Here is a 20,833-nt window from a genome sequence, read left to right on the forward strand (position 1 = left end):
CCGAACACCCGGCATTGGGCGACAATGCCGGCCAGTTTCAGGAGTGAATCATGAGTGAAATGATTGATACGCCGGTCGACGGCACCCTCGATGCTACGGGCCTCAACTGCCCGGAGCCGGTGATGATGCTGCACCAGCACATTCGTGACCTGGTGCCCGGCGGCCTGCTCAAGGTGATCGCCACCGACCCGTCGACCCGTCGCGACATCCCCAAGTTCTGCGTGTTTCTCGACCATGAACTGGTCGGGCAGCACGAAGAGGCCGGGACCTATCTGTACTGGATCCGCAAGAAGTCCGGTTGATCGGAAGGCAAAAAAAAGACCTGCATGTGCAGGTCTTTTTTTATCGCCGATCAGCCCATCGAGCGGCTGATGCGAATGCGTTTGCGCGCACTGCGCGTCAGGCGGATCGACAGCATCAGCGCCGCACAGCTCAGGCCGACGATCAGGCCTTCCCACAAGCCGCTCGGGCCGCGAGGCTCGCCGAGCCAGTCGGTCAGGCCGAGGGCGTAACCCACCGGCAGGCCGATGCCCCAGTAGGCGAACAGCGTGAGGATCATCGTTACCCGCGTGTCCTGATAACCGCGCAGGGCGCCGGCGGCGGTGACCTGAATCGCGTCGGAGAACTGGAACAGCGCCGAATACACGATCAGCATCGCGGCGATGTGAATTACCATCGGATCCGACGTGTAGATCGCCGCAATGTGCTCGCGCATCAGCAGCATCATGCTCGCCGACAGGCAGGCGTAGGCCAGCGCAGTGCCCATGCCGACACCCGCCGCGAAACGCGCTTCACGGGGTTCTTCACGGCCCAGTGCCTGACCGACCCGCACGGTCACCGCCATGCCCAGTGAATACGGAATCATGAACACCAGCGAGCTGACGTTCAGCGCGATCTGGTGCCCGGCCACCACGGTGGCGCCGAGGCTGCCGATCAGCAGCGCGATCACCGCGAAGATGCTCGACTCGGCAAACACCGCGACGCCGATCGGCAGACCGATCGCCAGCAAGCGCTTGATCACCGCCCATTGCGGCCAGTCGAAACGGCTGAACAGTTCGCTCGATTTGTAGGCCGGTGCCCAGCGCTCATAACCGGCCAGGCCCAGCGCCATCACCCACATCACGATCGCTGTGGCCCAGCCGCAACCGACGCCGCCCATGGCCGGAACGCCGAAGTGACCGTAAATGAACACGTAGTTCAACGGAATGTTCAGCGCCAGCCCACACAGGCCCAACACCATCGCCGGCCGCGTGCGGCCGAGGCCATCACTGGTGCAGCGCAGCACATGGTAGAAGGCAACGGCTGGCAGACCGCTGGCGATGCCGTGCAGGTACTGCATGCACGGGCCGATCAGCTCCGGATCGACTTTCATCAGGTGCAGGATCGGTTCGGCGCTGAACAGCATGCCGGTCGCCATCAGTCCGACCACCAGTGCCAGCCACAAGGCCTGACGCACGATCGGGCCGATCTCGCTGTGGGTGCCGGCGCCGAAGCGCTGGGCGACTTTCGGCGTGGTGGCCAGCAGGGTGCCGGTCATCAGCAGAAACACCGGCACCCAGATCGAGTTGCCCAGCGCCACGGCCGCCAGATCCTTTGGCCCGACGCGCCCGGCCATCACCGCATCGACGAAGCCCATGGCGGTGGTCGCCAGTTGCGCGATCATGATCGGCAGGGCCAGGCCGAGCAGATTCTTCAGCTCCAGGCGAACCCGGGCAGGGCGGTTGAGGGAAACGGCGTCAGGGCGTTCAGTTACGGAATTCACAGGCAAAGCGTCCACAGGGGTTGATGCGCAAGGCCGGGCATTCTACGCCGCTGACGTAATGGTCAGGAAAAATCCTCTGTTGCGGATTTGTAATCGTCCCGCCTTATCAAGAATCACAGCCTGCTGGCTCATCGCAGTGTCAGCGCCTACACTGCCGATCCGCCCAAGGAGCCCTGCCATGCTGATTGTTGCCGACGAAAATATCCCGCTGCTCGATGCTTTTTTTGCCGGTTTCGGCGAGATCCGGCGGGTGCCGGGCCGTTCCATTGACCGGGCCACGGTCGAACAGGCCGACGTGCTGCTGGTGCGCTCGGTAACTAACGTCAATCGTGCGTTGCTCGAAGGCAGCAAGGTGCGGTTTGTCGGCACCTGCACCATCGGCACCGATCATCTGGATCTCGAATACTTCAATGAGGCCGGCATCACCTGGTCCAGTGCGCCCGGCTGCAATGCCCGGGGCGTGGTGGATTACGTGCTCGGCAGCCTGATGACCCTGGCCGAAATCGAAGGCGTCGATTTGAGTGAGCGCACTTATGGCGTGATCGGCGCCGGTGAAGTGGGCGGTCGCTTGATCAAGGTGCTCAAAGGGCTGGGTTGGAACGTGAAAGTCTGCGATCCGCCGCGTCAGGCAGCCGAGGGCGGTGACTATGTCAGCCTGGAGCAGATCATCGCGCAGTGCGATGTGATCAGTCTGCACACACCACTGACCCGCAACGGCGATGGCGCGACCTGGCACTTGTTCGACGAACAGCGTTTACAGCAACTCAAGCCCGGCGCCTGGCTGATCAACGCCGCCCGTGGCCCGGTGGTGGATAACGCCGCGTTGCGCGAAGTGCTGCTGGAACGTGAAGACCTGCAGGCGGTGCTTGACGTGTGGGAAGCCGAACCGCAAGTCGATGTGGCGTTGGCTGAACTCTGCGTACTGGCGACGCCGCATATCGCCGGTTACAGCCTCGATGGCAAGCAACGCGGCACGGCGCAGATCTATCAGGCTTACTGCGAATTCATCGGTCAGCCGGCCAGCATTCAGCTCAGCGATCTGTTGCCGGCACCGTGGTTGTCGGAAGTTTCCCTGCATGCCGACAGCGATCCGGCCTGGGCGCTGGCGATGTTGTGCCGTGGTGTGTACGACCCGCGCCGGGACGATGCGGATTTCCGCCGCACCCTGTTGGGTAGCGTCGGTGAGCAACGTGCCGCGTTTGATGTGTTGCGCAAACAGTATCCGGTGCGCCGCGAGATCGAAGGGCTGAAAGTGCGGATCGAGGGGCATTCCCCGGCGTTGCAGCAGATCGTGACGGCGCTGGGCGCTGTGGCCGTTTAAATCGCGGGCAGAAAAAACCCGGCCTCCAGGGGCCGGGTCAGGAAGACGGTGGCGATATCACTTTTGTTCGGCAGGCTTGACCAATCGCTTCTCCAGTTCGCGGCAGGCGTTCTGGATCATGTCTTCAGTGATTGGCACTTCGCGCCCATCCTTATCGATAATCGAGCAACCCAGAGGTTGGCCGGGCTTGGTGCGGATCACTTGAATCTTGTCATCGCTGCTGTGTTGCAAGGACATGGCCTGTCTCCTCATCAGGTTGTGTATGCACAATAAAACCGTCAGGTGACCAGGCTGTGACAACTCCCTTCGATCTTTCCGGAACGGTATCTCCACTCAAGCAGAAATGACCGTTCGTCTCAACCCGGGCATTAGACCGATAGCATCTAGGGGGTAGTCTGGCCGGTCATAATTAACCTGACTCATTGTGATTTGCAGAGTTCCACCCCATTGAGTGTCCAGGCTGGCCCCATTAATCAGCACACGACGTGAACCTGAATGATCCCGATGCTTTCCTCGCGCCACCGCCGGGCCCTGCGCCTGACCAGTCATTTTCTTCAGCCTTATCGCTGGCAGGCCTTCGGCGCACTGCTCGCGCTGATCGTCACGGCCGGCATTACGTTGTCGATGGGGCAGGGCATCAAACTGCTGGTCGACCAAGGCTTCATGACTCAGTCGCCGCACCTGCTCAACCAGTCCATTGGTCTGTTCATGCTGTTGGTGTTGGGGCTCGCGGTCGGCACCTTTGCCCGGTTCTATCTGGTGTCATGGATCGGCGAGCGGGTGGTGGCTGACATTCGTCGGCAGGTGTTCAACCATCTGGTTTACCTGCATCCCGGGTTTTACGAGGACAACCGCAGCTCGGAAATCCAGTCACGCCTGACCGCTGACACAACATTGCTGCAATCGGTGATCGGCTCGTCGCTGTCGCTGTTCCTGCGTAATTTGCTGATGGTCATTGGCGGTGTGGTGCTGCTGTTCATCACCAATCCCAAACTCACCAGCATCGTGGTGATCGCGCTGCCATTGGTGATTGCGCCGATCCTGATATTCGGGCGCCGCGTGCGTAATCTTTCGCGGCTGAGTCAGGACCGGATCGCCGACATTGGCAGCTATGTCTCGGAAACCCTCGGCCAGATCAAAACGGTGCAGGCCTACAACCATCAGGTGCAGGACGAACAACGTTTCGCCAGCACCGTCGAGCAAGCGTTCGAAACGGCGCGCAAACGGATTTTCCAGCGGGCCTGGCTGATCACGCTGGTGATCGTACTGGTGCTCGGTGCCGTCGCGGTGATGTTGTGGGTCGGCGGCATGGACGTGATTGCCGGGCGAATTTCAGCCGGTGAGCTGGCGGCGTTCGTGTTCTACAGCCTGATCGTCGGCAGTGCGTTTGGTACGTTGAGCGAAGTGATCGGCGAATTGCAGCGCGCAGCGGGCGCTGCCGAGCGTATTGCCGAACTGTTGCGTTCGGAGAACATCATCCAGCGGCCGGAAGCCGGACTGGTGACATTGCCGGAGCGGATCAAAGGCGAGCTGGCGTTGCAGGACGTGCGCTTTTCCTACCCTTCGCGTCCCGAAAGTTTTGCCGTTGACGGATTGAGTCTGACGGTCAATGCGGGCGAAACCCTCGCGTTGGTCGGGCCGTCCGGCGCGGGCAAGTCCACGGTGTATGACTTGCTGCTGCGCTTCTACGATCCGCGCGAAGGGCAAATCCTGATCGACGGTGTGCCGTTGACGAGTCTTGATCCTTTGGATTTGCGTCGCTGTTTCGCATTGGTTTCGCAGACCCCGGCGCTGTTCTTCGGCAGCGTCGAAGAAAACATTCGCTACGGTTGCCCGACCGCCACGCTGGAGCAGGTGCAGGAAGCCGCGAAAATCGCCCACGCCCACGACTTCATCGAGCAAATGCCCGACGGCTACCAGACCCATCTGGGCGACGGTGGTCTCGGCCTGTCAGGCGGACAGCGCCAGCGCCTGGCCATCGCCCGGGCGCTGCTGGTCGACGCGCCGATCCTGCTGCTGGACGAAGCCACCAGTGCCCTCGATGCCCAGAGCGAACACCTGATCCAGCAAGCCCTGCCCAACCTGATGCAAAACCGCACCACGCTGGTGATCGCCCACCGCCTGGCCACGGTGAAAAACGCCGACCGGATTGCGGTGATGGACCAGGGCAAGTTGGTGGCGATTGGTACGCATCAGGAGCTGATCGCGAGCAATCCGCTGTATGCGCGGTTGGCGGCGTTGCAGTTCAGTGATGGGCATCTGGCTTCGACCGACCCAGTAACCGACTAAGTAACCGACCCAGTCGAGCGCCATAAAAAATGCCCGCATCTCTCGATGCGGGCATTTTTGTTTACGTCGATCTTTGCACGATCACTGATCGTCAAAGTACCGCTCATGCCAGTCCACCAGCGGTTGCGGCGAGTTGAGTTTCTGGCCGTAGATCACTGAGTAGGACAGCACGTTCTGCACGTACTGGCGGGTTTCGTCGAACGGGATGCTTTCTACCCACACGTCGAAGCTCAGGTGATCGGCGCCACGCAGCCACTGGCGTACGCGGCCGGGGCCGGCGTTGTAGGCGGCGGAGGCGAGTACGCGGTTGCCGTTGAACTGGCTGTGCACCTGGCTCAGGTAGGCGGCGCCGAGCTGGATGTTCTTGTCCGGATCGAGCACTTGCTGCGGCGAGGCCAGAGGGATGCTGAACTTGCGCGCGGTTTCCTTGGCGGTGCCGGGCATCAGTTGCATCAGACCGCTGGCGCCAACGCCGGAACGGGCGTCGTCCATGAAGGCGCTTTCCTGGCGGGTGATGGCGAACACCCAGCTCGAATGCAGGCCGCGGACCTTGGCTTCACGCACGAGGGTGTCGCGGTGGGCCATCGGGAAGCGGATGTCCAGGTCGTCCCAGTATTGCGCCTGGCTGATGGTGCGGATCGCCGGGAAATACCACTTCAGGTCGTAGGCCAGTTTGGCCTGGGCGACCATTTCATCGCGGTTGAAGTGACGGCTGACGTGGTACCACTCGCGACGCCCGTCGACGATCTGCCCGCGGGCATGAAACTCCAGCGCGCGACGTACGCCGGGCGTGTTGCGCACCTTGTTGATGGTGGCCTGGCTGAGTACCAGTGGTTTGTTGACCAGCGAATAAGGCAGCTGTGAGCGATCGGCGGCAAGGAAACCGTAGAAATCCCGTTCCCGTGCGAGGCTCTTATACAGCGTCTGCGCTTCCGGGTTCTGCGGTTGCGCCAGTTCCAGGCTGCGGGCCTGCCAGTAACGCCAGCGGTTGGTGGTGGCCAGATCCTGCGGCAGGCGGCGGGTCAACTGATAGGCGTCGTCCCAGCGCGCCAGACGCAGCAACAGGCGCAGGCGCCATTCGGAAACAGTGTTGTCGCGCAGTTCCGGGTCATATTTGGTCATCACGTCCAGCGCACGGCTGTCGAAACGACGGGCGAGGGTCAGGCCGATTTCCCGGGCGATCGCGACTTTTTCATCGCGGGAGAAATGCATGCTGCTGGCGTAGCCGTCGAGCAGGTCCATGGCCTTGTCCGGATCCTGACGCGCCAGACGGCGCAGGCCGAGGCTGACAATGTCCGACATCGGCTCGTCGGCCGGCGTGAAGCGCGACGGCTGGTTGAGCAGTTCCGGTTTCTGCGCGACATCCACCAGTAGACGCCCGCGTGGGGCAAGGGTGGTCAGGCCGTTGACCAGACTGTTGGCCAGCGGATAGTTGCGTGTCTGAGCGGCGAGCTTGGTGCGTTCCCAGCGTTTTTGCTCGGTCAACTGGCCGTCGGCAGCCCAGATCCCGAACAGCGCATCACACGCCGCCGGTTGGGATTTGCCGGTCAGCCAAAGCTTGTCGGCGTTGGCATAACCCTCGGCCTTGCGGCCGCTGCTGATCTGGTACTGCGCGTTCAGGCAGTCCAGCTCGGTGAAGTTGAGTTTCGGGTCGTAATACTTGACGAAGGTCGCCCATTCGCCGCGGTCGGCCAGCCAGCGCAACCAGCGCAGCTTCATCCAGTTGGCCTGGGGCAGGTCACCGTGTTCGGCGAGGAATTTTTCGATTTCCGCGTTGCTGGCGGTCTTCAGGCGGGCGGTCAACTCGTCGTAGGCCAGGTATGGCTCCAGCGGATAATCGGCGAGGGCCTGGCTGTAACGGAAGTACGGGCCGGTGTCGCCCTTGGCCAGGGCGCGTTTGGCCTCATCGTAATACTGGCGCTGGGTGGACAGGTCCACCGCCTGGGCGGATTGGGCAGCAGCGGCGGTGAGTAGCAAACAGGACAAAACACTGAAAAGGCGACTGCGCATGAGACATCCGGGCAGAGAAATCATGACAAGTGCCGACAGTGGCGGCACTGAATTGTCTGTAGCTTAGCCTTTTGCCAGCAGCCGGCGAAAGCTTTGCGGGCCTTGCGGCACAAGTTCGCAACAATTGTTGTGCAGAGTGCGTCAGCGGCGAAATTGCCGGCCTGCTCGGGTCCCGATTCAGGTAGAATGCGCGCCCGGTTTTTGGAGAAGCTCATGACCCTGCTCAAATTCAGCGATGTGTCCCTTGCATTCGGCGCGATGCCGTTGTTGGACAAGGTGTCCTGGCAGATCGCCCGTGGTGAGCGGGTGTGCATCATCGGCCGCAACGGCACTGGCAAGTCCAGCATGATGAAACTGGTCAAGGGCGACCAGAAGCCTGATGACGGCTCGGTGTGGCGTGCCCCCGGTCTGAAAATCGGTGAATTGCCGCAGGAATTGCCGGTCGCCGACGAGCGGACAGTGTTCGACGTGGTCGCCGAAGGCCTCGACGGTGTTGGCGCCTTGCTCGCCGAATACCATCACCTGAGCCAGAACATCGTCACCGACGCCGATCTGGACAAGCTGATGCACGTCCAGCATGACCTTGAAGCCCGTGACGGCTGGCGTTTGCAGACCCTGGTCGACAGCACCCTCAGCCGCCTGCAACTGCCGGCCGACAAGACCCTCGCCGAGTTGTCCGGCGGCTGGCGTCGTCGCGTGCTGCTGGCGCAGGCGCTGGTGTCCGAGCCGGATCTGCTGCTGCTCGACGAACCGACCAACCACCTGGACATCGGTGCGATTGCCTGGCTCGAAGAAGCACTGAAGGATTTCCAGGGTGCCGTGCTGTTCATCACGCACGACCGTTCCTTCCTGCAAAACCTCGCCACCCGCATCCTCGAACTGGATCGTGGCGGCCTGATCGACTGGAATGGCGACTACGCCAGTTTCCTGGTTCACAAAGAAGCTGCGCTGGCTGCCGAAGAAACCGCCAACGCGCTGTTCGACAAGCGCCTGGCCCAGGAAGAAGTGTGGATTCGTCAGGGCATCAAGGCTCGTCGTACCCGTAACGAAGGCCGCGTACGTGCGTTGAAAGCCCTGCGCGTCGAACGCAGTGAGCGTCGCGAGCGCACCGGCAAGGCCAACATCCAGCTGGATACCGCAGAGAAGTCCGGCAAGCAGGTGATGGTGCTGGATAACGTGAGCTTCGCGCATCCGGGCGGTCCGTTCCTGATTCGCGATTTCTCCATGGTGCTGCAGCGCGGCGACCGGATCGGTCTGCTCGGCGCCAACGGTACCGGCAAGACCACCCTGCTGAAACTGATGCTCAGCGGTCTGCAACCGACCAGCGGCAAGGTGGAAGAGGGCACCCGGATCGACGTGGCCTACTTCGACCAGCTGCGCCATCAGCTGGATCTGGAAAAAACCGTGATCGATAACGTCGCCGAAGGTCGCGACTTCATCGACATCGACGGCCAGAGTCGCCACGTGCTCAGCTACCTCGGCGACTTCCTGTTCAGCCCGCAGCGTGCCCGCACGCCGGTGAAGGCTTTGTCCGGTGGTGAGCGTGCGCGTCTGTTGCTGGCCAAACTGTTCAGCAAGCCAGCGAACCTGCTGGTACTCGACGAACCGACCAACGACCTCGACGTGGAAACCCTCGAGCTGCTCGAAGAAGTGCTGTTGACCTTCAACGGCACTGTGCTGATGGTCAGCCACGACCGGGCATTCCTCGACAACGTGGTGACCAGCACCCTGGTCTTCGAAGGTGAAGGCAAGGTTCGCGAATACGTCGGTGGCTATCAGGACTGGATCCGTCAGGGCGGTTCGCCGCGTCTGTTGGGCGTGACCGAAAGCAAGTCCGGCAAGGCTGACCTGAATTCGGCGGTGGTCACTGCCGAGCCGGCTCCGGTCGCCGCGCCTGTTGCTGCGGCCCCGGCTGCGAAGAAGAAGCTGAGCTACAAGCTTCAGCGCGAGCTGGAAGCGTTGCCGGGCGACATCGACGCCAAGGAGCAGCAGATCGCTGCTGTTGAGGCTGAAATGGCTGAAGCCGGTTTCTACCAGCGTCCGCCAGCCGAAACGGCCAAAGTCATTGCTTCGCTGGAGCAGTTGCAGGCTGAGCTGGATGCGTTGGTAGAGCGTTGGGCCGAGCTGGACGCCTGATAGCTTCCGGTCATGAAAAAGCCCGGCGTCCAGTGATGGGCGCCGGGCTTTTTTAGCTTTTCATAAGAGAGCGGGATCAGCGTTTGACCAGGTGCACCGCCAGCACATCGCAAGGCGCGCCGTGCAGTACATCGTTGGCGGTCGAGCCCAATAGCAGCGCCAGGCCGTGCCGGCCATGGCTGCCGACCACGATCAGGTCGCATTCCTGATCCTTGGCGAAATGGTGGATTTCCTGGCGTGGCTGACCATAGGTCAGGTGGCAGTTGGAGCCTTCCAGTTCGGTGTATTTGTGCTTCAGGCGCTCGAGGCGCTCCTTGGCCTGATCGAACTGCTGTTGTTGCAGTTGTGACAGATCCATTGGCACGTCACCCCCGAAGGCCATGGCCATCGGTTCGACGATATGCACCAGCGACAGCTTGGCGCCATTGCTCACCGACAGCTCTCGGGCGCGGTGGATCACAGGGTCGCACTCTTCGGTCAGATCTACGGCGACCAGGATATGGTGGTAGGGCATGAGGTGCTCCTCGTGAGGGATCAATATTGTTAAGTATGGCTGGTTTCAAGCGCATTGGTTCCAAAGTGACGCAATGGGCTCATCAAGATTCGGGAGTAGAGATATGACGGTCTGGCTGGTGGTGTCAATCCTGCTGGTGGTGTTGAGCCCCCTGGCGTGGTTGCGCCCGTCCCGTGCACAGAGTGGCCGGATAGCCTTGCGCACGGAGGCCCGGCGCATCGGGCTGGCCATGCAGCTGGCGCCTCAGGAATGGCCGCACTGGCTGTCTCAGGAGCCGCCCAATCCGTGTGCGCAATACCATCGGCCGCGGCGCAGCAAGCAGCCGGTGTGCTGGACGTACTGGCAGAAGTCCCCGGGCGTGTGGGTCAACCAGTGGCAGGAAGCCTGTGAGGACCCGCTTCTGCTGAATCATTTCGAGAAATTGCCGGGCAACGTTTTCAAGGTTGAAGCCGACAAGCAGATGATCGCGCTCTATTGGGGCGAGAAAGGCGAAGCGGCGGTTTTGCTGGAGATTGATGCCACGCTGAAAGCGCTGGCATGATTCGCGGACTTTTCGCGCTGCAACGGTGCGAAACGTCCGGCAGACGAGCAATAAAAAGCCCGACATGATTCATCGGGCGGGGTTGGCCAGGCAGGCCGGAAATTCTTTTTGGCGTTGATCCGGTCAGGTCCGGTCAGCAAAAGTGCGCCTGTTTTCCTTCGTAGTCCAGCCAGCGTAGCCTGTTAAACAAGGCCTGCAGCGAATTAGGGCGACTTTTCTAACTATTAATCTTATGAATGCCCTCACATGCAAGCATGTGTTGGCGGGCTGCGTCTTACAGAAATGACCGCAAAGTCGCATTTCAACCCGTATTTAGGGCGATTGACAATTGTCGGAAATTCCGTGAAGGTGGCGTACCCAAATCAAACGGGCGTATGAATTGAGCGTTTGTATTGCAGACTGCTCCTACAGAATCCCGACTATCGCGTTGGCGGGTGTGCCGGGTGGATTGGTGTCAGCATTGACGAAAAAGCGTCCTGCCGAGCCATTCGCCTGCGTCCGACGTGTACTGTTCAGCTTCCATATCGTGGAGATCAGTTGATGATTTACGAAGGTAAAGCCATCACGGTTAAAGCTCTTGAAAGTGGCATCGTCGAATTGAAATTCGACCTCAAGGGTGAGTCCGTCAACAAGTTCAACCGTCTTACCCTGAACGAACTGCGTCAGGCCGTAGACACCATCAAGGCAGATGCTTCGATCAAGGGCGTGATCGTCAGCAGTGGCAAGGACGTGTTCATCGTCGGCGCCGACATCACCGAATTTGTCGACAACTTCAAGCTGCCGGATGCCGAGCTGGTTGCTGGCAATCTCGAAGCCAACAAGATCTTCAGCGATTTCGAAGACCTCAACGTTCCGACCGTCGCCGCGATCAACGGCATCGCCCTGGGTGGCGGTCTGGAAATGTGCCTGGCCGCGGACTACCGCGTCATGTCCACCAAGGCCAAGATCGGTCTGCCGGAAGTCAAACTGGGCATCTACCCGGGCTTCGGCGGTACCGTGCGTCTGCCGCGCCTGATCGGTGCCGACAACGCCATCGAGTGGATTGCCGCCGGCAAGGAAAACCGTCCTGAAGACGCGCTGAAAGTCGGCGCTGTCGATGCCGTGGTTGCTCCTGAAAAACTGCAGGACGCTGCCCTTGAACTGATCAAGCGCGCCATCTCCGGCGAGTTCGACTACAAGGCCAAGCGCCAGCCGAAGCTGGAAAAGCTCAAGCTGAACGCCATTGAACAAATGATGGCTTTCGAAACCGCCAAAGGTTTCGTGGCTGGCCAGGCCGGCCCGAACTACCCGGCCCCGGTCGAAGCGATCAAGACCATCCAGAAAGCCGCGAACTTCGGTCGCGACAAGGCGCTAGAAGTCGAAGCCGCAGGTTTCGTGAAACTGGCCAAGACCTCTGCCGCGCAGAGCTTGATCGGTCTGTTCCTGAACGATCAGGAACTGAAGAAAAAGGCCAAGGCCTACGACGAAATTGCCAAGGACGTGAAGCAGGCTGCCGTACTGGGCGCCGGCATCATGGGTGGCGGTATCGCCTATCAGTCGGCCTCCAAAGGTACGCCGATCCTGATGAAGGACATCAACGAGCACGGTATCGAGCAAGGTCTGGCGGAAGCCGCCAAGCTGCTGGTCGGCCGCGTTGATAAAGGCCGCATGACCGCCGCGAAAATGGCTGAAGTGCTCAACGGTATTCGTCCTACGCTGTCCTACGGCGATTTCGGTCACGTTGACCTGGTCGTTGAAGCTGTAGTCGAGAACCCGAAAGTCAAGCAAGCCGTACTGGCGGAAGTCGAAGACAAGGTCAAAGAGGACACCATCCTCGCGTCCAACACCTCGACCATTTCCATCAGCCTGCTGGCCAAGGCCCTCAAGCGTCCGGAAAACTTCGTCGGCATGCACTTCTTCAACCCGGTGCACATGATGCCGCTGGTGGAAGTGATCCGTGGCGAGAAGTCCAGCGAGCTGGCTGTTGCCACCACCGTTGCCTACGCCAAGAAAATGGGCAAGAACCCGATCGTCGTCAACGACTGCCCGGGCTTCCTGGTCAACCGCGTCCTGTTCCCGTACTTCGGCGGTTTCGCCAAGCTGGTCAGCGCCGGTGTGGACTTCGTCCGTATCGACAAGATCATGGAAAAATTCGGCTGGCCGATGGGCCCGGCATACCTGATGGACGTGGTCGGCATCGACACCGGCCACCACGGTCGTGACGTGATGGCTGAAGGTTTCCCGGATCGCATGAAGGACGACCGTCGTTCGGCCATTGACGTGCTTTACGAAGCCAAGCGTCTGGGTCAGAAGAACGGCAAGGGCTTCTATGCCTACGAGGCCGACAAGAAAGGCAAGCAGAAGAAAGTCGCCGACCCGTCGGTACTGGAAGTGCTCAAGCCGATCGTCTACGAGCAGCGTGAAGTCACTGACGAAGACATCATCAACTGGATGATGATCCCGCTGTGCCTGGAAACCGTGCGTTGCCTGGAAGACGGCATCGTCGAAACCGCTGCCGAAGCCGACATGGGTCTGGTCTACGGTATTGGTTTCCCTCCATTCCGTGGCGGTGCGCTGCGTTACATCGATTCGATCGGTGTTGCCGAGTTCGTTGCCCTGGCCGACCAGTACGCTGATTTGGGCGCGCTCTACCATCCGACCGCGAAGCTGCGTGAAATGGCCAAAACCGGCCAACGGTTCTTCGGTTAAGCGTCCCAACTTTTGAGCGAGAGTGAAATTTTATGAGCTTGAATCCAAGAGACGTCGTGATTGTCGACTTCGGTCGTACTCCGATGGGCCGCTCCAAGGGCGGCATGCACCGCAACACCCGCGCTGAAGACATGTCGGCGCACCTGATCAGCAAACTGCTGGAACGCAACGCCAAGGTCGATCCTGCCGAAGTCGAGGACGTGATCTGGGGCTGTGTGAACCAGACCCTGGAGCAGGGCTGGAACATCGCGCGCATGGCGTCGCTGATGACCCAGATCCCGCACACCTCGGCCGGCCAGACCGTCAGCCGTCTGTGTGGCTCGTCGATGAGCGCGCTGCACACCGCTGCGCAAGCGATCATGACCGGAAACGGTGACGTGTTCGTGGTTGGCGGCGTCGAGCATATGGGTCACGTAAGCATGATGCACGGTGTCGATCCGAACCCGCACATGTCCCTGTACGCGGCGAAAGCCTCGGGCATGATGGGCCTGACTGCTGAAATGCTCGGCAAGATGCACGGCATCACTCGCGAACAGCAGGACGCCTTTGGCGTGCGTTCCCACCAGTTGGCCCACAAGGCAACCGTGGAAGGCAAGTTCAAGGACGAAATCATCCCGATGCAGGGCTATGACGAGAACGGTTTCCTGAAAACCTTCGACTACGACGAAACCATTCGTCCGGAAACCACCCTGGAAAGTCTGGCGGCTCTGAAGCCGGCGTTCAATCCAAAGGGCGGCACCGTGACTGCCGGTACTTCGTCGCAGATCACCGATGGTGCTTCGTGCATGATCGTGATGTCGGCGCAGCGTGCGCAGGACCTGGGTATTCAGCCTCTGGCCGTGATTCGTTCGATGGCAGTGGCAGGTGTGGATCCGGCGATCATGGGCTATGGTCCGGTACCGGCTACTCAGAAAGCACTGAAACGTGCCGGCCTGGGTATCAACGATATCGACTTCTTCGAGCTCAACGAAGCGTTCGCCGCACAGGCTCTGCCAGTGCTGAAAGACCTGAAAGTGCTCGACAAGATGAACGAGAAGGTTAACCTGCACGGCGGCGCGATCGCCCTGGGTCACCCGTTCGGTTGCTCCGGTGCCCGTATTTCCGGCACCTTGCTGAACGTGATGAAGCAGAATGGCGGCACCTTCGGGGTGGCCACCATGTGCATTGGCCTCGGCCAAGGCATCTCCACCGTCTTCGAACGCGTTTAAGCGTCTCGTCGATGGAAGCCGGGGCCAAGTGCCCCGGTTTTTGTTTTTGCGGATTTATTTTTGTATTTATTTTGAAAAAATTTGAGTGAGGGCCGAAGCGTGCCGATACAACCTGGGCTCTACCAACATTACAAAGGTCCGCAGTACCGCGTATTCAGTGTTGCGCGGCATTCCGAGACCGAAGAAGAAGTGGTCTTTTACCAAGCCCTGTATGGCGATTACGGCTTTTGGGTACGTCCCTTGAGCATGTTCCTGGAGTCCGTCGAAGTTGACGGCGAGCAGGTCCCGCGCTTTGCTTTGGTGCAAGCCGAACCAAGCCTTTTTTCGAAGCCATAAGGCGAGTGCGCGCAAAACCCTGCGCTTGACCTCACCTTGTAGCCACTATATATAGCGGTGCCGCGTCAGGCGCCAACCGCCTTTCACTTCTAGAATTCAGGAATTTTCTGATCCATGGGCAAATCGCTGGTCATTGTGGAATCCCCGGCTAAGGCCAAGACCATCAACAAGTATCTGGGCAACCAATACGTGGTGAAGTCGAGTATCGGCCATATCCGAGACCTGCCCACCAGCGGTTCGGCTAGCGCCAGCAAGGAGCCTGCCGCCAAGCGCGGCAAGGCCGCCGCGGGCGAAGGGCCGGTGCTCTCGCCGAAGGAAAAGGCACGTAAACAGCTCGTTTCGCGCATGGGTGTCGATCCCGATCATGGCTGGAAAGCCAAGTACGAGATCCTCCCGGGCAAGGAAAAAGTCATCGAAGAGCTGCGCCGGCTCGCCAAGGATGCTGACACCATCTATCTCGCAACCGACTTGGATCGCGAGGGGGAAGCCATTGCCTGGCACCTGCGCGAAGCCATCGGTGGTGACGACAGCCGCTACAAGCGCGTGGTGTTCAACGAAATCACCAAGAAAGCGATTCAGGAAGCCTTCTCGGAGCCGGGCGAGCTCGATATCGATCGAGTGAACGCCCAGCAGGCCCGTCGCTTCCTCGACCGCGTCGTGGGTTACATGGTTTCGCCGCTGCTGTGGGCCAAGATCGCTCGCGGCCTGTCCGCCGGTCGTGTGCAATCGGTTGCCGTGAAACTGGTGGTCGAGCGTGAGCGCGAGATTCGCGCGTTCAATCCGGAAGAATACTGGGAAGTGCATGCCGATCTCGGCACCACCAAAGGTTCGACCGTGCGTTTCGAAGTGGCGCGTGAGAAGGGCGAAGCTTTCAAGCCGCTCAACGAAGCTCAGGCCATGGCTGCGCTGGAGAAGCTGAAATCCTCCAGCTACAGCATCGTCAAGCGTGAAGACAAACCGACCAGCAGCAAACCGTCGGCACCGTTCATCACTTCCACCCTGCAACAGGCCGCGAGCAACCGCCTGGGCTTTGGCGTGAAGAAAACCATGATGATGGCTCAGCGTCTGTACGAAGCTGGCTACATCACTTATATGCGTACCGACTCGACCAACCTCTCGGCTGATGCCGTGACGATGGCGCGCGATTACATCGAAACCGAATTCGGCAAGAAGTACCTGCCGGAGTCGCCGAACGTCTATAGCAGCAAGGAAGGCGCACAAGAGGCTCACGAAGCGATCCGTCCTTCCGACGCCAACACCACGCCGAGCAAGCTCGCGGGTATGGAGCGTGACGCTGAGCGCCTCTACGAGCTGATCTGGCGCCAGTTCCTGGCTTGCCAGATGCTGCCGGCGCAATACCTGTCGACCACCGTCAGCGTGGCTGCTGGCGACTTCGAGCTGCGCGCCAAGGGCCGTATCCTGAAGTTCGACGGCTACACCCGCGTTCTGCCGCAAATCGCCAAGCCTGGCGATGACGATGTCCTGCCGGACATGGCGCAGGGCGACGTGATGAAACTGATCAAGCTTGATCCGACCCAGCATTTCACCAAGCCGCCGGCCCGTTACTCGGAAGCCAGCCTGGTGAAGGAAATGGAAAAGCGCGGCATTGGCCGTCCTTCGACCTATGCGGCGATCATTTCGACCATTCAGGATCGCGGCTACGTGACCCTGCACAACCGTCGCTTCTACTCGGAAAAGATGGGCGACATCGTCACCGAGCGTCTGTCGGAGAGTTTCTCGAACCTCATGGACTACGGCTTCACTGCCGGCATGGAAGAGAACCTCGATGACGTGGCCCAGGGCGAGCGCGACTGGAAAAACGTGCTGGACGAGTTCTACGGTGACTTCAAAAAGAAACTTGAAGTAGCCGAGAATCCGGAAGCCGGCATGCGCGCCAATCAGCCGGTAATGACCGACATTCCGTGCACCACCTGCGGCCGTCCGATGCAGATTCGTACTGCCTCTACCGGCGTGTTCCTCGGTTGCTCGGGCTATAGCCTGCCGCCGAAAGAACGCTGCAAGGCCACCGTCAACCTGGTGCCGGGCGATGAAATCGCTGCGGACGACGAGGGCGAATCGGAATCCCTGGTGCTGCGCGGCAAGCATCGCTGCCCGATCTGCAGCACGGCGATGGACGCTTACCTGCTCGACGAAAAGCGCAAGCTGCACATCTGCGGTAACAACCCGGATTGCGCCGGCTATGAAATCGAAGAAGGCAGCTATCGCATCAAGGGCTACGAAGGTCCGAGCCTGGAATGCGACAAGTGCGGCAGCGAGATGCAGCTCAAGACTGGCCGTTTCGGCAAGTTCTTCGGTTGCACCAACGCGACCTGCAAGAACACCCGCAAACTGCTGAAGAGCGGTGACGCGGCGCCGCCGAAGATGGATCCGGTGAAAATGCCTGAGCTGAAATGCGAGAAGGTCAACGACACCTATATCCTGCGTGACGGTGCTTCCGGACTGTTCCTGGCGGCCAGTCAGTTCCCGAAAAACCGTGAGACCCGTGCTCCGCTGGTGATCGAGATTCTGCCGCACAAGGATGAGATTGATCCGAAGTACCACTTCCTGTGCGAAGCGCCGCAGAAGGATCCGGATGGTCTGCCAGCAGTGATTCGCTACAGCCGCAAGACCAAGGAGCAATACGTCCAGACCGAAGTCGACGGCAAGCCGACTGGCTGGAAAGCGTTCTTCGACGGTGGTAAGTGGACAGTTGAAGACAAGCGTCCGGCAAAAGCCAAGGCTTGAGCAAACGCTGATCTGAAGGTGCGCTGATCAGGCGCCTTCAATACAAAAGGCCGCATGACAACCTTCGGGTTTTCATGCGGCCTTTTTGTTTAAAGCTTGCGGTCGGATCGGCTGATCCATGACACTGTCCGGCCTGTGTGAAGCAATTATTTCGTTGTGGAGAGTGCCGCTATGGCCCACGAACTCTATACCCGTACCAATCAGAAGATCTATTTCGCGGGTCTGTCGCTGGAAGCGCTGGCCAGGGCCGAAGAGGGGCGGGCGATGAATTCGCTGGCGCTGATTCAGGCCGGGCGCGAATCGGCGTTGTTCCATCTCTATGGTGCGCTGCTGGGGTTATGTCACGAAATTGCCGGGTTCTACAGGCTGCCGCAGGCCAATGCGCCGCGCGCTGAAACGCTGCTGACGCGTGAAGTGCTGGAGTCGATTGCCATTCCGGAGTTGGCCGAGATGGTGGAGTTGGCGGGTAATCCGGAAACCTGGCTGGCTAAATTGCTGGCCGCGCATTCGGCGCTGTTTCAGCCACCACGTGTGCCACACAAGCCAAAGGGTGATGTGACCCAGCCGCTGATTCAGGCGGTTAATCTGGATGAAGAGCAGGCGCCCGAAGAATTGAGTCGTGAAGAGCTGGAGAGCTGGCGGCAGAACCTGAAGGGTCTGGCTATCCGTTTCCGTGAAGGCTTGAACGAGTGCTGATGGCTTCCTGGCTGGCGGCGACGAGATGCGTGCTGCTGGTCAAGATCCTGAGCGAATCCTGAACGATCTCTATATAATCCCTGCCTTTCGTGGAGAACAGACCTATATGCCAACGTCCTTTCTAGAAATTGTCGAGCTACCAGACGGCCGAATCGAACTGCGCAGGGCCGAGGACGAGGGTTCTCTGGTAACTCTGGATTTCTCCGAGGATGCCAAGGCATTTCTGCAGGGCCAACACGTTGAAATTGCCAAGGCGATGCTGAGCGTCGGCGTACAAATGGCCGGTCGAATGGTTGAAGGCGAGTTTGATAAGGAAGAGGGGCCGCGGGTTCTTCATTGAACACCGCCCGTCGATTATCCCTTCGGTTCGGCTTCTCTATCCCTTGAGAAGCCCCGCGCTCGAAGTAGCGCGCATGCAGTCAGCCCAGTCGAATATTCAGGCTTTGAGCGTCCCCGGTGCGGGCGGCGCTGATCAGTTGTTGGCGTGAGCCTGAGTTGAGCGGGTTCAACCATGTCACCACCGTATGGCTACGACCCAGGCGCAGGGCTTCGCAAGCCAGTTGCTGAGCGCTCTGTGTGCCGCGCGGGTGCAACAGCAGGATGCGTTCACGATTCAATCCGGCATCCCGCAACCAGGTTTGGGTCAGGCTCGCCGGTGGCGCGATCAGGGTCAGCCAGCGGGCATCCTGGTCATCACTCAATTCGCGAAGAATCGGTGCCAGCAGGTTCAGGCAGTTCCCGGCCGCGCCGCGCAGCGACAGTTCACTGAACGCTTCGGGTTCGACATTCCATGGGCGCTCGGCTACATCCTTGAGGATGGGGGCCAGTGGTTGCGCCAGAAATGCCTCGAACAACGGCAGCTGTGTTTGCTGAGGTGCGTGTGGGAACTGCATAAAGCCTCCTTTAGCGGCGGATGACGCCGACACTCAAGCCTTCGATCACCAGTTCCTGATCTTTCAGGTTGACTTCGATAGGGGCGAACTCAGGGTTTTCGGCGATCAGCCAGACCTTGCTGCCATCGCGTTTGAAGCGTTTGACCGTCACTTCGTCGCCGATCCGGGCGACGACGATCTGACCGTTGCGTGCTTCCCGGGTCGTGTGAACCGCCAGCAGGTCACCGTCGAAAATACCGATGTCCTTCATGCTCATCCCGTGGACGCGCAAAAGGTAGTCGGCGCGAGGGTGGAAGAAGGCCGGGTTGATATTGCAGGACTCTTCGATGTGTTGCTGGGCGAGAATCGGTGCACCGGCGGCCACGCGGCCAATGATCGGCAGGGTGGATTCGTCAACCTTGGCTTCGAAGCCTGGGATTCGAATGCCGCGAGAGGCCCCCGGGGTCATCTCGATCGCGCCTTTGCGGGCGAGCGCCTTGAGGTGCTCTTCGGCGGCGTTGGGGGATTTGAACCCCAGTTCCTGAGCGATTTCCGCGCGGGTCGGCGGGTAGCCGTTGTCTTCGAGGCAGCGTTTGATAAAGGCCAGAATCTCGGCTTGGCGTGGCGTCAGCTTAATCATATTGATCGCTCTGTCTTTTTATACAGTGACTGGGATTATATACAGTGAGTCGGTCTTGGCAATGGCCGTTTTTTGCCAGGCCGCCGGACGGTCAGTGACGGCGTCGATTAATGTGGCGTCCTTGTTGTGGTTAAATACCTGACCGACCATTCCCAAAACGAACTGGCAGGCTTGACAAGGCATAGGCTGAAACGTATGTTTCAAACAAGTGTTTGTCAGGCGGAGTAGCCATGGCCCAGTCGGAAACCGTTGAACGCATTCTTGATGCTGCAGAACAGCTGTTCGCGGAAAAAGGTTTCGCCGAAACCTCATTGCGTCTGATCACCAGCAAGGCAGGGGTCAACCTTGCTGCGGTGAACTATCACTTCGGTTCGAAGAAGGCGCTGATCCAGGCAGTCTTCTCGCGTTTCCTCGGTCCGTTCTGCATCAGTCTCGATAAAGAGCTGGAGCGGCGTCAGGCCAAGCCGGAGAACAAGCCTTCGCTTGAGGAGCTGCTGGAAATCCTCGTCGAGCAGGCACTGGTGGTACAGCCACGCAGCGGCAACGATCTGTCGATCTTCATGCGCTTGCTCGGTCTTGCATTCAGCCAGAGCCAGGGCCACTTGCGCCGTTATCTGGAAGATATGTACGGCAAGGTATTCCGCCGCTACATGTTGTTGGTGAACGAAGCCGCCCCGCGCATTCCTCCTATCGAACTGTTCTGGCGTGTGCACTTCATGCTTGGTGCTGCGGCGTTCAGCATGTCGGGTATCAAGGCGTTGCGCGCGATTGCCGAGACCGATTTCGGCGTCAACACCTCCATCGAGCAGGTGATGCGTCTGATGGTGCCGTTCCTGGCGGCCGGCATGCGTGCCGAAACCGGCGTCACCGACACCGCGATGGCCACCGCGCAGCTGCGACCACGCAGCAAATCGGCGCCGACGCCTGCCAAGGTTTAACTGTCCATGGGTGGGCGCGGCAGCTGACATCCGCTAAGCTAGCCGCCCATGCCGACTCTCGTTCTGAACCCGTTTCTCATTGAAATCACCGACCTGCCGGGCAATGCCCCTGGTGGTGGTTTCGTGGGCAACGGGTT

18 protein-coding genes are annotated in these 20,833 nt (G+C 59.9%); 12 read left to right on the forward strand and 6 right to left on the reverse strand.

Features of this window, described 5'->3' with window-relative positions; genetic code table 11:
• Positions 1 to 50: 50 nt before the first annotated feature.
• The gene (tusA, locus tag AC1RME_RS24835; RefSeq protein WP_007953079.1) at positions 51 to 302 is read left to right on the forward strand and encodes a sulfurtransferase TusA; all 252 of its coding nucleotides are present in this window, start codon (positions 51 to 53) and stop codon (positions 300 to 302) included.
• Positions 303 to 352: 50 nt separating this feature from the next.
• Here tusA and AC1RME_RS24840 read toward each other — a convergent pair whose 3' ends face one another.
• Entirely contained in the window at positions 353 to 1,762 is a 1,410-nt protein-coding gene (locus tag AC1RME_RS24840) for an MATE family efflux transporter (RefSeq protein WP_096822097.1), read from the reverse strand.
• A gap of 178 nt (positions 1,763 to 1,940) precedes the next feature.
• Between AC1RME_RS24840 and pdxB the strand changes: the two genes are divergently transcribed.
• Positions 1,941 to 3,083: a 4-phosphoerythronate dehydrogenase PdxB gene (gene pdxB, locus AC1RME_RS24845; RefSeq protein ID WP_096822096.1), complete on the forward strand. Its 1,143-nt coding sequence runs from the start codon at positions 1,941 to 1,943 to the stop codon at positions 3,081 to 3,083.
• Positions 3,084 to 3,140: 57 nt separating this feature from the next.
• Here the strand turns inward: pdxB and AC1RME_RS24850 are convergent, their stop codons facing one another.
• Positions 3,141 to 3,320: a PA1571 family protein gene (locus AC1RME_RS24850; RefSeq protein ID WP_065260694.1), complete on the reverse strand. Its 180-nt coding sequence runs from the start codon at positions 3,318 to 3,320 to the stop codon at positions 3,141 to 3,143.
• A gap of 258 nt (positions 3,321 to 3,578) precedes the next feature.
• Here AC1RME_RS24850 and AC1RME_RS24855 point away from each other — a divergent pair, with 258 nt between their 5' ends.
• A complete protein-coding gene (locus AC1RME_RS24855) occupies positions 3,579 to 5,372 on the forward strand; it encodes an ABC transporter transmembrane domain-containing protein (RefSeq protein WP_176504889.1) in 1,794 nt (597 codons plus the stop codon).
• A gap of 81 nt (positions 5,373 to 5,453) precedes the next feature.
• Here the strand turns inward: AC1RME_RS24855 and AC1RME_RS24860 are convergent, their stop codons facing one another.
• The gene (locus AC1RME_RS24860; protein WP_096822095.1) at positions 5,454 to 7,382 is read right to left on the reverse strand and encodes a transglycosylase SLT domain-containing protein; all 1,929 of its coding nucleotides are present in this window, start codon (positions 7,380 to 7,382) and stop codon (positions 5,454 to 5,456) included.
• A gap of 213 nt (positions 7,383 to 7,595) precedes the next feature.
• Here AC1RME_RS24860 and AC1RME_RS24865 point away from each other — a divergent pair, with 213 nt between their 5' ends.
• The gene (locus tag AC1RME_RS24865) at positions 7,596 to 9,518 is read left to right on the forward strand and encodes an ATP-binding cassette domain-containing protein (RefSeq protein WP_096822094.1); all 1,923 of its coding nucleotides are present in this window, start codon (positions 7,596 to 7,598) and stop codon (positions 9,516 to 9,518) included.
• A 76-nt stretch (positions 9,519 to 9,594) separates the two neighbouring features.
• Here the strand turns inward: AC1RME_RS24865 and AC1RME_RS24870 are convergent, their stop codons facing one another.
• Complete coding sequence (locus tag AC1RME_RS24870) at positions 9,595 to 10,032, reverse strand: universal stress protein (protein WP_047295289.1); 438 nt, start codon at positions 10,030 to 10,032, stop codon at positions 9,595 to 9,597.
• 103 nt (positions 10,033 to 10,135) lie between these two features.
• Between AC1RME_RS24870 and AC1RME_RS24875 the strand changes: the two genes are divergently transcribed.
• From AC1RME_RS24875 to AC1RME_RS24905, 7 genes are all read left to right on the forward strand, one after another.
• Positions 10,136 to 10,573 carry a hypothetical protein gene (locus tag AC1RME_RS24875; protein ID WP_096822093.1) on the forward strand — a complete coding sequence of 146 codons (438 nt, stop codon included), beginning with the start codon at positions 10,136 to 10,138 and terminating at the stop codon, positions 10,571 to 10,573.
• 540 nt (positions 10,574 to 11,113) lie between these two features.
• Positions 11,114 to 13,261 carry a fatty acid oxidation complex subunit alpha FadB gene (gene fadB / locus AC1RME_RS24880; RefSeq protein ID WP_096822092.1) on the forward strand — a complete coding sequence of 716 codons (2,148 nt, stop codon included), beginning with the start codon at positions 11,114 to 11,116 and terminating at the stop codon, positions 13,259 to 13,261.
• A gap of 32 nt (positions 13,262 to 13,293) precedes the next feature.
• Complete coding sequence (gene fadA, locus AC1RME_RS24885; RefSeq protein WP_085608206.1) at positions 13,294 to 14,469, forward strand: acetyl-CoA C-acyltransferase FadA; 1,176 nt, start codon at positions 13,294 to 13,296, stop codon at positions 14,467 to 14,469.
• A gap of 99 nt (positions 14,470 to 14,568) precedes the next feature.
• The gene (locus tag AC1RME_RS24890; protein ID WP_007953059.1) at positions 14,569 to 14,805 is read left to right on the forward strand and encodes a DUF1653 domain-containing protein; all 237 of its coding nucleotides are present in this window, start codon (positions 14,569 to 14,571) and stop codon (positions 14,803 to 14,805) included.
• Between the two features lie 114 nt (positions 14,806 to 14,919).
• The gene (gene topA, locus AC1RME_RS24895; RefSeq protein WP_096822091.1) at positions 14,920 to 17,550 is read left to right on the forward strand and encodes a type I DNA topoisomerase; all 2,631 of its coding nucleotides are present in this window, start codon (positions 14,920 to 14,922) and stop codon (positions 17,548 to 17,550) included.
• A gap of 171 nt (positions 17,551 to 17,721) precedes the next feature.
• The gene (locus AC1RME_RS24900; protein WP_085733483.1) at positions 17,722 to 18,246 is read left to right on the forward strand and encodes a DUF6586 family protein; all 525 of its coding nucleotides are present in this window, start codon (positions 17,722 to 17,724) and stop codon (positions 18,244 to 18,246) included.
• A 106-nt stretch (positions 18,247 to 18,352) separates the two neighbouring features.
• Positions 18,353 to 18,586, forward strand: coding sequence for a hypothetical protein (locus tag AC1RME_RS24905; protein ID WP_003226592.1), 234 nt, complete (start codon positions 18,353 to 18,355; stop codon positions 18,584 to 18,586).
• A 79-nt stretch (positions 18,587 to 18,665) separates the two neighbouring features.
• Here the strand turns inward: AC1RME_RS24905 and sulA are convergent, their stop codons facing one another.
• Positions 18,666 to 19,139: an SOS-induced cell division inhibitor SulA gene (gene sulA, locus AC1RME_RS24910; RefSeq protein ID WP_096822090.1), complete on the reverse strand. Its 474-nt coding sequence runs from the start codon at positions 19,137 to 19,139 to the stop codon at positions 18,666 to 18,668.
• Between the two features lie 10 nt (positions 19,140 to 19,149).
• The gene (lexA, locus tag AC1RME_RS24915; protein WP_096822089.1) at positions 19,150 to 19,758 is read right to left on the reverse strand and encodes a transcriptional repressor LexA; all 609 of its coding nucleotides are present in this window, start codon (positions 19,756 to 19,758) and stop codon (positions 19,150 to 19,152) included.
• 230 nt (positions 19,759 to 19,988) lie between these two features.
• Here lexA and AC1RME_RS24920 point away from each other — a divergent pair, with 230 nt between their 5' ends.
• Positions 19,989 to 20,696, forward strand: coding sequence for a TetR/AcrR family transcriptional regulator (locus AC1RME_RS24920; protein WP_085686822.1), 708 nt, complete (start codon positions 19,989 to 19,991; stop codon positions 20,694 to 20,696).
• The last annotated feature ends 137 nt before the right edge of the window (positions 20,697 to 20,833 follow it).

Source organism: Pseudomonas sp. GW822-FHT03F08 (genome assembly GCF_058801265.1).

Bases quoted from the DNA above. Each gene is read 5' to 3' on its own strand.
- lexA (WP_096822089.1), bottom strand. From the start codon at position 19,758: ATGATTAAGCTGACGCCACGCCAAGCCGAGATTCTGGCCTTTATCAAA.
- AC1RME_RS24860 (WP_096822095.1), bottom strand. From the start codon at position 7,382: ATGCGCAGTCGCCTTTTCAGTGTTTTGTCCTGTTTGCTACTCACCGCC.
- AC1RME_RS24900 (WP_085733483.1), top strand. From the start codon at position 17,722: ATGGCCCACGAACTCTATACCCGTACCAATCAGAAGATCTATTTCGCG.
- AC1RME_RS24865 (WP_096822094.1), top strand. From the start codon at position 7,596: ATGACCCTGCTCAAATTCAGCGATGTGTCCCTTGCATTCGGCGCGATG.
- AC1RME_RS24850 (WP_065260694.1), bottom strand. From the start codon at position 3,320: ATGTCCTTGCAACACAGCAGCGATGACAAGATTCAAGTGATCCGCACC.
- AC1RME_RS24920 (WP_085686822.1), top strand. From the start codon at position 19,989: ATGGCCCAGTCGGAAACCGTTGAACGCATTCTTGATGCTGCAGAACAG.
- AC1RME_RS24870 (WP_047295289.1), bottom strand. From the start codon at position 10,032: ATGCCCTACCACCATATCCTGGTCGCCGTAGATCTGACCGAAGAGTGC.
- tusA (WP_007953079.1), top strand. From the start codon at position 51: ATGAGTGAAATGATTGATACGCCGGTCGACGGCACCCTCGATGCTACG.
- fadA (WP_085608206.1), top strand. From the start codon at position 13,294: ATGAGCTTGAATCCAAGAGACGTCGTGATTGTCGACTTCGGTCGTACT.
- pdxB (WP_096822096.1), top strand. From the start codon at position 1,941: ATGCTGATTGTTGCCGACGAAAATATCCCGCTGCTCGATGCTTTTTTT.
- AC1RME_RS24905 (WP_003226592.1), top strand. From the start codon at position 18,353: ATGCCAACGTCCTTTCTAGAAATTGTCGAGCTACCAGACGGCCGAATC.
- fadB (WP_096822092.1), top strand. From the start codon at position 11,114: ATGATTTACGAAGGTAAAGCCATCACGGTTAAAGCTCTTGAAAGTGGC.
- AC1RME_RS24875 (WP_096822093.1), top strand. From the start codon at position 10,136: ATGACGGTCTGGCTGGTGGTGTCAATCCTGCTGGTGGTGTTGAGCCCC.
- topA (WP_096822091.1), top strand. From the start codon at position 14,920: ATGGGCAAATCGCTGGTCATTGTGGAATCCCCGGCTAAGGCCAAGACC.
- sulA (WP_096822090.1), bottom strand. From the start codon at position 19,139: ATGCAGTTCCCACACGCACCTCAGCAAACACAGCTGCCGTTGTTCGAG.
- AC1RME_RS24855 (WP_176504889.1), top strand. From the start codon at position 3,579: ATGATCCCGATGCTTTCCTCGCGCCACCGCCGGGCCCTGCGCCTGACC.